The organism is Meiothermus luteus (assembly GCF_003574085.1).
GTDB classification, from domain to species: Bacteria; Deinococcota; Deinococci; order Deinococcales; family Thermaceae; genus Meiothermus; species Meiothermus luteus.
In genome coordinates, this window is sequence record NZ_QWKZ01000069.1 from 1 (window position 1) to 14,388 (window position 14,388).

The 14,388-nt window shown below is 67.0% G+C and carries 14 protein-coding genes; 4 read left to right on the forward strand and 10 right to left on the reverse strand.

Annotation, left to right across the window (positions count from 1 at the left end):
• The 7 genes from Mlute_RS10380 to Mlute_RS10410 all read right to left on the reverse strand — a co-directional run.
• Positions 1-630: YkgJ family cysteine cluster protein (locus tag Mlute_RS10380; protein ID WP_119360584.1), on the reverse strand; the 630-nt coding region annotated here is incomplete at its 3' end.
• An 8-nt stretch (positions 631-638) separates the two neighbouring features.
• Complete coding sequence (locus Mlute_RS10385) at positions 639-1,928, reverse strand: amylo-alpha-1,6-glucosidase (protein WP_119360585.1); 1,290 nt, start codon at positions 1,926-1,928, stop codon at positions 639-641.
• 2 nt (positions 1,929-1,930) lie between these two features.
• Positions 1,931-2,989 (reverse strand): ABC transporter ATP-binding protein, encoded by a 1,059-nt coding sequence (locus Mlute_RS10390; RefSeq protein ID WP_119360586.1) that lies wholly within the window; start codon positions 2,987-2,989, stop codon positions 1,931-1,933.
• Between the two features lie 38 nt (positions 2,990-3,027).
• On the reverse strand, positions 3,028-3,828 hold the full coding sequence (locus Mlute_RS10395; protein ID WP_119360587.1) for a carbohydrate ABC transporter permease: 801 nt from the start codon (positions 3,826-3,828) through the stop codon (positions 3,028-3,030).
• Positions 3,825-4,676 (reverse strand): carbohydrate ABC transporter permease, encoded by an 852-nt coding sequence (locus Mlute_RS10400; RefSeq protein WP_119360588.1) that lies wholly within the window; start codon positions 4,674-4,676, stop codon positions 3,825-3,827. Before Mlute_RS10400 ends, Mlute_RS10395 begins: the two co-directional genes overlap by 4 nt.
• A 29-nt stretch (positions 4,677-4,705) precedes the next feature.
• Positions 4,706-5,980 (reverse strand): ABC transporter substrate-binding protein, encoded by a 1,275-nt coding sequence (locus tag Mlute_RS10405; protein WP_119360589.1) that lies wholly within the window; start codon positions 5,978-5,980, stop codon positions 4,706-4,708.
• Entirely contained in the window at positions 5,977-7,035 is a 1,059-nt protein-coding gene (locus Mlute_RS10410; RefSeq protein WP_245958937.1) for a LacI family DNA-binding transcriptional regulator, read from the reverse strand. The genes Mlute_RS10405 and Mlute_RS10410 overlap by 4 nt, the downstream gene beginning before the upstream one ends.
• Before the next feature lie 143 nt (positions 7,036-7,178).
• On the opposite strand from Mlute_RS10410, the gene Mlute_RS10415 reads away from it, so the two are divergent.
• Positions 7,179-8,168 carry an MBL fold metallo-hydrolase gene (locus Mlute_RS10415; RefSeq protein WP_119360591.1) on the forward strand — a complete coding sequence of 330 codons (990 nt, stop codon included), beginning with the start codon at positions 7,179-7,181 and terminating at the stop codon, positions 8,166-8,168.
• Between the two features lie 2 nt (positions 8,169-8,170).
• On the opposite strand, the gene Mlute_RS10420 is transcribed toward Mlute_RS10415, so the two are convergent.
• A complete protein-coding gene (locus Mlute_RS10420; protein WP_119360592.1) occupies positions 8,171-9,760 on the reverse strand; it encodes a gamma-glutamyltransferase family protein in 1,590 nt (529 codons plus the stop codon).
• 28 nt (positions 9,761-9,788) lie between these two features.
• Entirely contained in the window at positions 9,789-10,553 is a 765-nt protein-coding gene (locus tag Mlute_RS10425) for a TIGR00282 family metallophosphoesterase (protein WP_119360593.1), read from the reverse strand.
• A 95-nt stretch (positions 10,554-10,648) separates the two neighbouring features.
• Here Mlute_RS10425 and Mlute_RS10430 point away from each other — a divergent pair, with 95 nt between their 5' ends.
• From Mlute_RS10430 to Mlute_RS10440, 3 genes are all read left to right on the forward strand, one after another.
• Positions 10,649-11,842: an acyl-CoA dehydrogenase family protein gene (locus Mlute_RS10430; protein ID WP_119360594.1), complete on the forward strand. Its 1,194-nt coding sequence runs from the start codon at positions 10,649-10,651 to the stop codon at positions 11,840-11,842.
• 65 nt (positions 11,843-11,907) lie between these two features.
• Positions 11,908-13,419, forward strand: coding sequence for an IMP dehydrogenase (gene guaB / locus Mlute_RS10435; protein ID WP_119360595.1), 1,512 nt, complete (start codon positions 11,908-11,910; stop codon positions 13,417-13,419).
• Positions 13,420-13,422: 3 nt separating this feature from the next.
• Positions 13,423-13,851: a hypothetical protein gene (locus Mlute_RS10440; protein ID WP_119360596.1), complete on the forward strand. Its 429-nt coding sequence runs from the start codon at positions 13,423-13,425 to the stop codon at positions 13,849-13,851.
• Here the strand turns inward: Mlute_RS10440 and Mlute_RS10445 are convergent.
• Positions 13,796-14,388 (reverse strand): ADP-dependent NAD(P)H-hydrate dehydratase (locus Mlute_RS10445; protein ID WP_147371068.1); only part of this gene is annotated, 593 nt, incomplete at its 5' end. The genes Mlute_RS10440 and Mlute_RS10445 overlap by 56 nt on opposite strands.

Here is a 14,388-nt window from a genome sequence, read left to right on the forward strand (position 1 = left end):
CTCCCCCACCGCCTTTTGAAACCGCTCCTGTCCCAAGAGGTACACCAGCCCCACCAGCTCCCCCACCACGGTAAAACCCCGCAGCCGCCGCTCGAGGGCCCAAAGCTGCCGGGCCAGGCGCTCGGAGACCCGCCAGGGCACCTTTAGGTAGTGCTCCGGTCCGTGCCAGGGCTCGAGCCGGCCCTGGTAGCGGGCCAGGGCTGGCCCACGAAGCCCCGGGACGACCCCGGGCAGGCAGTACCCGGGCTCCAAATCGGTCAAGACCCCGCGGCAGGCCAGGGGCCGGTGGGGATGGGCGGCGCAAGCCCCCTCCTGGGTCAGCAGGGGACAAGGGCAGGCCAAAAGGAAGTGCCGCCTGGGAAGGTCGGGCAGGTGCTTGTGCTGGGCAACCCACCCCAGCCGCAGCGGCCCTTCCTCCTCAATCCTCCTCAGCCCCCCAGGACAAAAGCGCTCTAGCTGTTCGCGCAGGTACTCGGCCTCCGCCAACCCCACCACCACCCAGGCCAAGCAGCAGGCCCAACACCCCTTGCGGCAGCTCACCTTCAGGCCCTGCGCCTCCAGGTAGCGGCCGCTGCGTTCTTCCATCTGCCGGTGGGCCCAGACCACAGCCTCCCTTAGGGCGGGGTGCATGCCCCCCATCATACCCAGCCTGAGGCAGACGGGGACTGGCTCCAAACCAGGTAGATGGCCGCGGTCCAAGAGAAGGAGCTCCCTCCCAGCCCAGCACCCGTAAGCGGGTGGAAATACTCGCTAAAACCGGATTTCTGGACGAGTTCCAGGGTGTCCCGGCGGATGCGAAGGGCCGCCTCGGGGTAGCCGTACTCGGCCAAGCCCAAGGCAATCAAGTAGTTGACCACCGCCCAGACCGGGCCGCGCCAGTAGCGCTGGGGCTCAAAGCGGGGGCTGTGGGGGTCGGTGCTGGGCACCAGGTAGCGCACCCGTTGGGCCCAGCCCTCCAGGGTGTCCAAAAGACGCCGGGCCCGTTCAGGGCTGGCCGTTCCGGCGTAAAGGGGCAGGAAGGAGGCCGAAACCCCAACCCGAATCGGCTCGCCGGTGACGAGGTCGCGGTTGAAGTAAAGCCCCGCCTCCTCGTCCCAGAGGCCCTCAATGCCCCGCTGGCTGGCCTTTAGCCAACCGGCAATCTCGGCCTCATGGCCAAAGCCCAAGCGCTCTGAAAGCCACAGCAGGTCGCGGTTGGCCCGGTGCAGCACGCAGTCAATCAGAAGGCTGGCCACCCGGAAAGGGCATTCGCGCAGCAAGCGGAGCTGGTCAAAGCCGGCCCGCTTGTAGACCTCGAGCAGGGTCAAAAAGCGGTCGTACTCGGCCTGGCGGGGGCGCTGGCTGGGGTCTACATGGGCGGTGTCGCGCCGGGTGTAGGGCGGTAGGGCCGGGTCCACCTCCACCCGGGCCAGGGCCTCGTCCCAGGCCGGGCTGTTGTCGGCCCCGGTCTCCCAGGGGTGGAGCACCGTGACCAGACCGGTGTTCTCGGGGTCGCGTTCGCGCTTGAACCAGCGGTGGTAGGCCAGGATTCTGGGGTAGAGGCTCCGGGCCTTGGCCTCGGCCAGGGCCTGGTCTTGGGCCTGCTCGAGCATGGAGCGCACAAACGTCGCCACCACCGGCGGCTGGGTGATGGCCGAGGTGGGCGGGGTGCGGGTTACCCCCCAGCGCTCGGGGCCGGGGAAGTAGGTCTCCTCGGGCCGGTGGAAGACGATGTGCGGCAGCATCCCATTCTCCCACTGGCCTAAAAAGAGGGTCTCGAGCTCCGCCCAGGCCCGCGGCTCGTCAAAGCGCATCCAGCCCAGAGCGGTAAAGCCCGCGTCCCACAACCACTGGAAGGGGTATAGCCCGGCGGTGGGGATGGTAAAGCCTCCCCGGTCGTTGGCCCGCAGGACGCGCCGGGCCTCTTCAAGCGATTCCTGGGTCTGCATACCTACCCCGTGGCGAAGGCCCTTCCGCTGCCAGGCTCCAGCCAGCGCAGGCGGCTCGGCTGCGGCCTAAGCCAGAGGGTCTGCCCAGCTGCGGCGGGAAAATCGGGGGGCACGGTGGCCTTGAAGGCCTGCCCCGCGAAATTCAAGGTGAGGAGCAGGTGAGGCCCTAGGGGCTCCACCACCAGCACCTGGGCGGCAAAGCTTTGGGGCTGCTCAGCCGGGTAGACCTCCAGGTCCTCGGGCCGTACCCCCAGCAGCACCTCTGCCCCAACCTCTGCCGGCGGCTCGAGATCGAGGGAGCCAAGCCTTACCCGCTGCCCCTCCACCCTAAGGCGCAGAAAGTTCATCGGCGGGCTGCCGATGAACCCCCCCACGAAGACGCTGGCCGGTTCCTGGTAGACCCTCATGGGGGTATCGTACTGAACGATGGCGCCCGCATTCATCACCGCAATGCGGTCAGCCAGGCTCATGGCTTCCACCTGGTCGTGGGTAACGTAGAGGGTGGTGGTGCGGCTCTCGGCCAAGAGGCGTTTGAGCTCAGCCCGCATCTCCAGCCGCAAGAGGGCATCCAGGTTGGAAAGAGGCTCGTCCATGAGCAGCACCTCGGGCTCCACCGCCAAAGCCCGGGCCACCGCCACCCGCTGACGCTGCCCGCCCGAGAGCTGCGCAGGGTAGCGCCCCAGCAGGTTCTCAATGTGCATCAGGGCAGCAGCCCGCTCCACGTTGGCCTTGAGCTTCTCGGGGGAGACTTTCTGCATCCGCAGCCCAAAAGCGATGTTCTCGTACACCGTGAGGTGGGGGAAAACCGCGTAGTTCTGGAAGACCATGGCGATCCTGCGCGCGCGGGGGGGGAGTAGGGTTACATCTCGGTCGCCAATCCAAACCCGCCCCTTGTCGGCCTGCTCGAGGCCCGCGATGATGCGCAGCAAGGTGGTCTTGCCACAGCCCGAAGGCCCCAGCAGCACCACAAATTCCTGGTCGCGCACCTCGAGCGAAACCCCATTTAGGGCCTTAAACCTACCAAAGGTTTTCTCAACGTTTTCCACCCGGATGGAAGCCATAACCCTCCTGCACGGCTAACCCTAGGGAAGCCCCTGCCTCACCGGCTGGCGATGCCCCACAGGGTGAAGAGGTAGCGGCGAATGACAAAGATGAAGACCAAAGCCGGCACAATCAGGAAAAAGCCCCCGGCAAAGCGGAAAGGCAAGGGGGAGTCGTTGAGCGAGGTCAGCAAGAAAGCCGGTAGGGTGCGTTCCCGCAAGGTAAGCAGGGTAGCGGCAAAGACCTCGTTCCACGAGATCACAAAGGCAAAAATGGCGGTGGCCGCCAGCCCCGGCAGGGCCAGCGGCAGCACCACCCGCAAGAAAGCCTGAAGGCGGTTGCAGCCCAGCGTCCAGGCCGCCTCCTCGAGCTCTTTTGGAATGCTAAGGAACAGGCTGCTGGTCACCAGCACTGCAAAAGGCAGGGCCAGCGCGGTGTGTACCAGGGCCACCCCAAGGAGGGTGTCGTAGATGCCCAGTTGAATAAACCGCACCGCCAGCGGGATGGCCAGAATGGCCAGGGGGAAAGCCCGGGTCATCAGAATCAGCAGGCGGTAGGCATCGGCGCCGGCAAAGCGGTAGCGGGCCAAGGCGTAGCCCGCGGGGGCCCCCAGCAACACCGAGAAGACCAGGGTCATGGCCGCCACCGCCAAGCTGTTGCGGATGGCCCTCCAGACCCCCTCCACCCCAAAGAAGAAGGAAATGGTCTCCAAGGAGAACTGCTGGGGAAGGAGCCCCTTAGGCCAGGCGAAAACCGAGGGGCGATCGCTGAAGGCCAGGGTGGCGATGAGGAAGATGGGCAGAAGCACCCAGACCACCAGCAACACCGCCAAAACCATGTACAGCCTGCGCAGGTTCACGCCGCCTCCTCCTGCCTGGGGCGCATCAGCCGCAGGTAGACCAAGGTGGCCAGCACCGAGATGCCCAAAACGACCACAGCGTAAGCGGCCGCCACGCCCGGGTTCTGGTAGGCGTTGTACCAGTAGTAGGCCTCCCCGGCCAGCACCGGCAGGTTGCGCCCGCCCAGCGCCACCACCACCGCGAAGACCTCCAAGGCCAGGATGGTGCGCAGAATCAGGGCCACCTGCAGGCTAGGCTTGAGCAAGGGCAGGGTCACCCTCCAGAAGCGCTGCCAAGGGGTGGCGCCAAACACCTCAGCGGCCTCGCTGTACTCCTTGGGAATGAGCTGCAGGCCCGCCACCAGGATCACAAACACAATGGCCGTAGCCCGCCAGACCTCGGCGGCCACCACCGCTAAAAAGATCATCCAGGGGGTCTCGTAGCTCAACCAAAGCTGGGGCTGCTCAATCAGGCCCAGCGCCTGAAGGAGGCTGTTGAGGTAGCCCCGCTCGGTGAAAATGGCCAGCCACACGATACCGGCGGCCAGATCGGAAATACCCAGGGGGATGGTCCACACGTACAAGAACAGGTCGCGGCCCCGGGAAAGGCCACCCAGCAGCATAGCCATCCCCAGGGCCAGCACCACCTGTAGGGGCACCACCACCAGCGCCAGGAGCAGGGTGTACTTGAGGGCGTCCTTGAAGTACAAGTCGGCGGCCATGCGCTGGAAGTTTTCTAGGGTCCACCCCCCTCCGCCACCCCGCACCGAAAGGAGCAAGGCCTCCAAAAGCGGCCAGGCAAAGAAGAACAGCAAGAACAGCACGCTCGGCGCGATCAGCGCGTAGGGAAGGTACCGCTCGGTGCGCATACACGCCCTCTTCCACCCCTGGGAAGCCCCTAGTTCACCGGACAGGCCCCGCTGCTGACCGGATCGGGCGACCAGCAGGGAGCGCCGGTCTCATTCATGACGCGGCGCAGGTTGCTGGCCTCGCTGTCTAGTACCCGCCGCACATCCTCGTTGCGCAGGACAATGCGGGCAAAAGTGTCCTGGAAGACCTTGTTGTACTCTCCCCCCCGGGCGCCCAGGCCCACCGGCAGCAGGCTGGGTAGGGCCACGTTGCCTTGGGACTGCCTGGCGATGGCGTCGGCGCTCATGCGAATGCCCTGGGGCAGGTTGTCGGGCAGGCGCACCTGGACCACCGGGAAGAAGCCGTTTTGAACTAGGGTGGTAATCTGCACCTCGGGCCGGGTCAGGTACTCAATGGCCGCCACCGCCGCCGCCCGGTTGGGGCTGCCCTTGGGGATGGCCAGTCCGGCCAGCACCGGCATAAAGCCCCGGCCATAGGGCCCGATGGGCGCCGGGAAAGCCACAAAGTCGTTGGGCCGCTGGTTCAGCGCATCGCGCAAGCGGGCGATGTGGTCCCAGGCGATCCAGACCTCGCCGGCCAACAAGGGTTCTTGCATAAAGTCGTAGCTGGTGGACTGGGGGTTCACGTGCTGCCAGAGACCCTTGAACTCCAGCCACATGCTCTCGGCCTCGCTGCTCCTAAACTTGGTGACCGCGCTCTTGGTATAGGAGGGGTACAGATACCCCTGGGTGAAGCGGTGCATCAGGCCCCTGGGGCCTGCCGGGAAGCCCAGCATGCGCCGCCCGGTGGCCTGCTGGATGTTGGCGGCCCACTCCTTGAGCTGGGAATAGGTGAGGGTGTTGAGGCTGGCCCCTGGCGGCAGGTACTGCAGGGCCTGGCGGTTGGCCACCATAAGGTAGGTGGCCTGCATCCAGGGGATGTAGTACTGGTTGCCCGTGCCCATCTTGCCCAGGTTCACAAAAGCCGAATTGAAGCGGCGGTCTTTGAGCTGGGCCAGCACATCGTCTACGGTATCCAGCGCCCCCGCGGCCAGCAGGGGTGGGAAGTCGCCGTGCAGCCCCCCAGCCAGGCCCACGCTCACCCGGCCCGCCCGCACTTCGGAGAGAATCCGGTTGGTAAAGGGGGCGTTGTCCTCGGGGATGAACTCCACCCACCCCTGGAAGTCCTTCAGGATCACCTGCCGCATCCGCTGGGCCTCCTCAATGGGGGTGAACTGGGTAGAGACGAAGACCAAAGGGGCCGTCTGCTGGGCCAGCACCCCCCCAAGCAGCAAAGCCAATCCCAGCCAAATCTTCCTTTTCATGGAAACCTCCTTTCCCCTTGCGGGGGCCCATCTGAACCCCGCAAAACCAACTCCGGCACCCATACCTCCTGCAACCCCGCCACCGGCGCCCCCCCAAGGCGGGCCAGGAGCATCTCCACCAGCCGCCTTCCGGCCTCACGAAACGGCTGGTGCAGGGTGGTGAGGGGAGGGTCGGCGTACTGGGCTTGCGGAATATCGTCGTAGCCGATGACCGAGACCTCTCGACCGGCCCTAAGCCCCCGCTCCCGCAGCGCCCGCAAAACCCCTAGGGCCATCAGGTCGTTGGCGCAGAGGATGGCCGTGGGAGGCTCGGGGGCCTCGAGCAAGCCCCCAGCCAGCCGATAGCCGCTCTCCTCGCTCAGGTCCCCCTCCAAAATCCAGTCCACCCGCAAGGGCACCCCGGCCTCGAGTAGGGCCTGGCGGTAGCCCTCCAGGCGGTGAAGGGCAAAGTTGAACTCCCGGGGCGCCCCAATGTAGGCGATGGCCCGGTGGCCGAGCTGCAGAAGGCGCCGAGCAGCCCGGTAAAAGCCTTCCCGTCCGTCCAGGTCCAAATAGGGGTAGGGTTCGGCAATTAGGTCGCTGCGGCCGTGGGCCACGAAGGGAACCCCCCGCTCCAGCAAGTAGGCGATCCGCTCGTCGTAGCGGCGGGTCCGGGCCACCACCAGGCCGTCCACCCGCTTGCCCTCCACCAGCCGCCGGTAGCAGGCCAGCTCGTCTGAACCTGGGGGGCAGGTCGCCACCAACAGGTCCAGGCCCGCCTCCGAAAGCCCCTCCCCCAGCCCAGCCAGCAGCTCCAGGAAAAAGGAGTCGGCGAAGCGCCCCTGGGGCGAGGGGATCACCAGGCCAACGGTTTCGGCCCGCCCCTTGCGCAGGCGCTTCCCATTGGGGTTGGGGCGGTACCCCAGCCGGGCCGCAGTCTCCAGCACCCGCGCCCGGGTCTCGGGGCTCACCCGCTCGGGGTGGTTGAGCACCCGGGAGACCGTGGCGATGGAAACCCCCGCCTCCGCCGCCACCCGGCGGATGTCCACGTTCTGTGAAGAAACCGCGTGTCCCACAGGCAAAACCTCCTGCCAACCAAAGCCTTCACCGGCTTGTGTAAACGTTTTCCACATCATACTACCCCTTTCGCCCCCACGCAAGCCCCCACCTAGGGCAGACAAGGCGCACCACGGAAGGTTTGACTTGGTACAATCTCCTCATGCCCCAGGCCCACCTTTCCACCGAGGTTGCCCCTGGCATCTACGCCATTCCCGTACCCATCCCCTACCCCTTCCGGTACGTGAACTGCTACCTGCTGCTCCCCAAGCCCCCAAGCAGCGGAGGAGCGGTGCTGGTGGACGCGGCGCTGGACACTCCCGAGGCTCGAGGGAGCCTCGAGGCGGCCCTCAAAGAGCACGGGCTGGCCTGGGGCGACCTCGAGGCCCTTCTCATCACCCATCACCACCCCGATCACTATGGGCTGGCCGGCCTCATTGAGGCCCAAGGGGTGCCGGTCTACATGCTGGACGTAGAGAAAGAGCGAGGGCATGTCTTTTGGAGCGAACCAGAGCGCATGCACCAGGCCGGAATGGACCACTTCCGCCAGCACGGGATTACCGACGGGCACCTGCTTGGGCTGGAGCAGGAGATGGCCCAGACCCGCAGCCGGGTGCACCCCGCGCAAAACCCCAGGACCTTTAGGGAGGGGGAGCGGCTCGAGCTGGCCGGCATGTCCCTAAGAGTGGTCTGGACCCCCGGTCATGCCGACGGGCACAGCATGTTCTTACGGGAAACGGACGGGGTGCTGCTGGCTGGCGACCAGATTCTGGAGAAAATCTCCCCCAACATCGGCCGCTGGGCCTACGCCTACCCCAACCCCCTGGCCCACTACCTGCGCTCGCTCGAGAAAACCGCTGCCCTAGGGGCCCGGCTGGCCCTGCCAGGCCATTACCGGCCCATCGCGGACATCGCAGGCCGAGTGGCCGAGCTCAAGGCCCACCACATGGAGCGCCTGGGTTTCCTGGAGGGGCTGCTCAACGACTGCCCCCAGACCTGCTGGCAGCTCTCCTTGGCCCTTTTCCCCGGGGAGCTGACCCTGGCCCAGCGGCGCTTCGCCTGGGCCGAAACCCTGGCCCACCTGGAGTACCTGGTGGAGGCCGGCCGGGCCCGGTGGGTGAACCAAGACGGCGTCCTGGGCTACCTACGCTAGGCCTACCAGGCCAAAGCCAGCCCGTCGGCGCGGGGCTCGGTGGCCGCCAGCAGCGCCTCCTTGTGCCGCAGCACCACCTGCCCCCGGCCAAAGGAGGCCCACTCGGGCTGCAAGACGACCTCGTGGCCCCGTTCCCTCAACCCCTCCACCACATGCAGCGGGACGGTCGGCTCGAGCTCCACCACCCGCCCCCCGCGCCACTGCCACCGGGGGGCGTCCAAGGCAGCCTGGGGGTTTAGCCCGTAGTCGGCCAGGTTGACCACCACCTGCAGGTGCCCTTGGGGCTGCATCGGCCCGCCCATCACCCCAAAGGGGCCCAAAGGCCGCCCTTCCTGGGTGAGAAAGCCCGGAATAATGGTGTGGAAGGGCTTCTTACCCGGGGCGTAGCGGTTGGGGTGGCCCTCCTGGAGCACGAACCCCGCCCCCCGGTTCTGCAGGGCGATGCCCGTTCCTTCCACCAGAATTCCCGAACCAAAGCCCATGTAGTTGGACTGGATGAAGGAGACCCACAGCTCCCCATCGGCCGCGGCTAGGTAGACCGTGCCCCCCTGGGGGAGCCCGGCCTCGGCCTCCAGAGCCTGCTCCCCTATCCGGGCGCGGAGCCGGGCCAGGTGGGCAGGATGGAGAAGCTCGGCGGCCGAGGTGCTCATGTGGCGGGGGTCGGCCACCTGGGCCCGCACCTCGGTGAGGGCCAGCTTCATGGCCTCAATCTGGAGGTGGAAGCCCTCCGCCGAGTCCCGGGGATGTCGGCCCAGCTCCAGCCCCTCCAGGATGCCCAGGGCCATCAGGGCGGCCAGGCCCTGGGTGGGCGGGGGAATCTGGTGCACCTCTAGGCCCCGGTAGCGGACCGAAAGGGGTTCTACCCATTCCACCCGAAAGCCCGCCAGGTCGGCGCGGCTCATCCAGCCCCCGGTATAGGCGGAGAATTCCACCATCCGCTGGGCCAGCCGCCCCGTGTAGAAGCTCTCGCACCCGGTTTGGGCCAGCTCGAGCAGGGTCTCGGCGTGCTGGGGGCTCCGCCAGACCTCCCCCGGCCGGGGGGCCCGCCCGCCAGGGAAGAAAACCCGCTTGAATGGCTGGTAGCAAGCCTCCTCCAAAGGCCCATAGACCCTCTCCGCCCAGGCCCAGCCCCGACCCACCTCAGGGGTCACGGCAAAGCCCTCCCGGGCATAGCGCACGGCCGGAGCGAACAAGGCCTCAAAGGGCAGGCGGCCAAACCGCTCGTGCAGGGCCCGCCAGGCCGCGGGGGCTCCCGGCACCGTGACCGCGCGCCAGCCCCGGGTGGGCACGGTCCCCTCGGCGGAAAAAGCCTCGCAGGAAAGCCCCGCAGGGCTGGCCCCGTTGGCACACAGGCCGTGCAGCCGCTCCCCATCGTGGACCAGCGCAAAAGCGTCCGAGCCAATGCCGTTGGAGGTGGGCTCGAGCACCGTCAGGGCGATGGCCATGGCCACCGCCGCGTCCACTGCGTTGCCCCCCTGCAAAAGCATCTCCATCCCGGCTAGGGCGGCCTGGGGCTGGCTGGTGGTCACCGCACCGCGCCGGCCCACCAGCACATTTCGGCGAGAAGGGTAGGGGTAGTGGTTGAGGTTCACGTCGGACAGTCTATTCCATCTCACTCCCTCACTCCGGCTCTTCCCAGCGCAAGGGCTGAATGCGGGTGCACCGCCCCCCCTCCAGGACCAGCTCGGTGGCGCAGAGAACGGCCCGACCCCGGGCAGCCCTGAAGGGGGTGGGCCGCTGGGTGAGAAAGCGCCCCAAAAAGCTCTCCACCTCCCCACCGATGATGGAGTGGATAGGCCCGGTCATCCCCACATCACACTGAAAGGCCGTGCCCCGGGGTAGAAATCCCGCATCGGCGGTGGGAACATGGGTGTGGGTACCCAAAAGGGCGGAAATCCGCCCGTCAAAGTAGTAGCCCAGGGCGTACTTCTCGCTGGTGGCCTCGGCGTGCACCTCTAAGATGGCGTAGTCGTGGGGCACCTGCTGGAGGATGGCCTCGGTGGTGCGAAAGGGGTCGTAGAGGTTCAGACCCATCTCCACCTGCCCCATCACCTGCATCACCAAAAGCCGCTTCCCCCCTACCTCCAGCACCCAGTGCCCCTGCCCCGGGGTGCCCGGGGGGTAGTTCAACGCCCGGAGGATGGGCTCGGTCTGGATCAGCTCGTAGATGTCTTTGTGGTCCCAGGCGTGGTTCCCCAGGGTCACCAGGTCGGCCCCAGCCTGGCGCAGCCTGCGGTAGGCCGCTCGGGAAAGCCCTTTCCCTTGGTGGGCGTTTTCCCCGTTCACGATCACCACGTCGTAGTGGGGCCGCAGGTCGGGCAGGCGCAGCGCCACCGCCCGAAGCCCCGGCTCACCAAAGACATCCCCCACGAAAAGAACACGCATGGGCCTAGCTTATCCCGCCGCTCCGCCCCCAAAGGTGCAAACGAACATCCACCCAAAGGGGCCCCCTTGAGGGTAAAATCACCTCGAGGTCTCCCATGTTTGACTTCTACCAGGTGAGCGATCTGCTTTCCCCAGAGGAGCGCGAGGTGCAGCGCGCCGCCCGCAGGTTTCTAGAGGCCGAAGCCCTCCCCCACATCGCCAAGTGGTGGGAGGAGGCCGAGTTCCCCACCCACCTCATCCGTAGGTTCGGCGAGATGGGCTTCCTAGGCCCAAGCCTGCCCACCGAGTACGGCGGCCTGGGGGCCAGCGCGGCCACCTACGGGGTGGTGAGCTACGAGCTGGAGCGGATTGACTCCGGGCTGCGCAGCTTCTGCAGCGTGCAAAGCTCCTTGGTGATGTACCCCATCTGGGCCTACGGCTCGGAGGAGCAGAAGCGCTTTTACCTCCCCAAGCTGGCCCGCGGGGAGCTGGTGGGCTGCTTCGGCCTCACCGAGGCCGATGGCGGCAGCGACCCCGACTCCAACATGAAGACCCGGGCCCGCCGCGACGGGGACGACTACGTCCTAAGCGGCTCCAAGATGTGGATCACCAACGGCAACCTGGCCCACATCGCCATCATCTGGGCCAAAGATGAGGAAGGGGAGGTACGAGGGTTCATCGTTCCCACCGACAGCAAGGGCTTCCGCGCCAACAAAATCCACCACAAGGCCAGCCTGCGGGCCTCGGTGACCAGCGAGCTGGTCCTGGAGGAGGTGCGGGTTCCCAAAAGCGCCCTTTTGCCTGGGGTCAAGGGGCTCAAAGGGCCCCTCTCCTGCCTCACCCAGGCCCGCTTCGGCATCGCCTGGGGGGCCCTGGGGGCCCTGGAGGCGGTCTACACCGAGGCTTTGGAGTTCGCCAAAAGCCGCAGTACCTTCGGCGCTCCCATCGCCCGCCGCCAGCTCGTGCAAGAAAAGCTGGTGCGCATGGCCGCCGACCACACCAAGGGGCTCCTGCTGGCCTGGCGGCTGGCCCAGCTCAAGGACCAGGGCAAGCTCAAACCAGCCCAGGTTTCGCTGGCCAAACGCGACAACGTGCGGGCTGCCCTGAACGGGGCCCGTGCCGCCCGGGAGATTCTGGGGGGCAGCGGCATCACCCTGGAGTACCACAGCATCCGCCACATGCTCAACCTAGAGACTGTGGACACCTACGAGGGCACCCACGACATCCACACCCTTATCCTGGGCCGGGAACTCACCGGGGAGAACGCCCTGGGAGAAAGCTCCAAGCCCAAGGAGGCAGCCCTGCGCTAACCCTGCGGTCGGCATGGGTGGAAGCCCACCTTTCCCCCGCTTTCGGCTGCTATACTGCGGGGAATATGGTGGAGGAACCCAAAGCCCGCCGCAAAACTGAAAAAATTCTGCAAGAGGGACTCACCTTTGACGACGTGCTGCTCGTTCCGGCCTACTCCGAGGTGCTGCCCCGGGAGGTGGACACCCGCACCCGGGTAACCCGGAAGCTCTGGCTCAACATCCCCATCCTCTCCGCCGCCATGGACACCGTCACCGAGGCCGAGATGGCCATCGCCATGGCCCGCGAAGGGGGGCTGGGGATAATCCACAAGAACCTGAGCGTTGAGGAGCAGGCCGCCCAGGTACGTAAGGTCAAGCGCAGCGAAGCGGGGATGATCCAGGACCCCGTCACCCTGGCCCCCAACGCCACCCTGGAGGATGCCGAGCGGCTCATGCGGGAATTCAAAATCGGCGGGCTGCCGGTAGTAGACCTCTACGGCAAGCTCCTGGGCCTAGTCACCAACCGCGACATTCGCTTTGAGCGGGATATGGGCCGGGTGGTCACGGAGGTCATGACCCCGGTGGAGCGGCTCATCACTGCGCCTCCCGGAACCATTTTGGAGGAGGCCGAGGCCCTTTTGCGTCAACACAAGATTGAGAAGCTACCCCTGGTGGACCACGAGGGGCGGCTCAGGGGTCTGCTCACCCTCAAAGACCTGACCAAGCGGCGGAAATTCCCCTTCGCGGCCAAGGACGCCCAGGGGCGGCTCCTGGTGGGGGCCGCGGTGGGGGTGGCCAAAGACCTGGAGGCCCGGGCCCAGGCCCTGGTGGAGGCTGGGGTGGACGTGCTGGTGCTGGACAGCGCCCACGGGCACAGCAAGGGGGTTCTGGAGGGGCTTCGGCTCCTCAAACAAACCTACGGCGACCGGGTCCAGGTCATCGCCGGAAACGTGGCCACCGCCGAGGGGGCCCGGGCCTTGGCGGAGGCCGGGGCAGACGCGGTTAAGGTCGGCATCGGCCCGGGCTCCATCTGCACCACCCGGGTGGTCACGGGGGTGGGGGTTCCCCAGGTCACCGCCATTCTGGAGGCGGTACGGGGCCTGGAGGGGCTGGATGTCCCGGTGGTGGCCGACGGGGGCATCAAGTACTCCGGCGACGTAGCCAAGGCCCTGGCCGCGGGGGCCCACACGGTGATGCTGGGCTCCTTACTGGCCGGCACCCAGGAAGCCCCAGGCGAAGAGGTGCTAAAGGATGGACGACGCTACAAGCTCTACCGCGGCATGGGCAGCATTGGGGCCATGCGGCAAGGCTCGGCCGACCGCTACTTCCAGGAAGGCGGTAAAGGCGGCGGTGCGGTGGAGGCCAAGAAACTAGTCCCTGAGGGCATTGAGGGCATGGTACCCTACAAAGGTCCGGTGGCTGACGTCATCTACCAAGTAGTAGGCGGGCTGCGGGCGGCCATGGGCTACTGCGGCGCCCCCGATTTGGAGCGCTTCCGTCGGGAGACCCGCTTCACCCGGATTACCGGAGCCGGGCTGGCCGAAAGCCACCCCCACGGGGTGCTGATTACCAAAGAAGCCCCCAACTACAGCCGCTAAACCATGCCCACCCTGCTCTCCCCCAACCTCATCCGGGCCATCGGCCAGATTCTGGCGGTCTCCTACCCTCTCCTGGCCCTCTCGGCCGGGGCCCGCTCCGTTTACCAGCTCTTCTTCAAGCCCGGCGTCACAGACTACTTCCCCCCGACCCTCTCGGCGGTGGCCGCCAGCGTCTACCTAGTGGCCACAGTGGCCTTCGTGGTGCGCAAGCCATGGGCCTGGAAGGTCTCGGTAGTGGCCCTCTCCTTTGAGCTGGCCGGCGTACTCTTGGTGGGCACGCTGAGCCTGCTTATGCCCGAGTTCATCGGTCGCACGGTCTGGCATGGCTTCGGGGTAGACTACGGCTTCCTGCCGCTGGTCCAGCCCATTCTGGGGCTCATCTGGCTTTTCTGGCCGGAGAACCGGCGGCAGTTCTCCTCGAGCCCGGCCTAGCCTCCCAGAAGTCTAAAACCCTCCCCTCGCGCAGCCGGGCCGCCGCCTCCGGCAGCGCATCGGCCACCTCGTGGGCCAGCAAACCCACCCGGCCCACCCCATCGCCGGCCAGCCCATGCAGGTACACCCCCAGCCGGGCCGCATCCCAGGCCGAGAGGCCCGCCGCCAGGAAGGCCGCGATGACCCCCGCCAGGACATCCCCCATCCCCCCGGTGGCCATGGCCGGGTTACCGGTGGGGTTGACCGCCTGGTGGACGGGGGCACCCGGCGGGGCCCAGGCCAGCACGGTGGGCCCCCCCTTGAGCACCACCACCAGACCGGGGTGGCGCTCGGCCAGCACCCGGGCCGCCTCGAGGGGCCGCCGCGCCACCTCCGAACTGGCCCAGCCCAGAAGGCGGCCGGCCTCGCCGGGGTGGGGGGTGAGCACCGCCGGGACCCCCGCCTCCAGGTAGGCCTGCAAGACCTGGGGTTGCAGGGCATCGGCGTCAAGCACAGTAGGGCGGCCTAGCCCCAGCACCGCCAGCGCGGCCTCCAGCC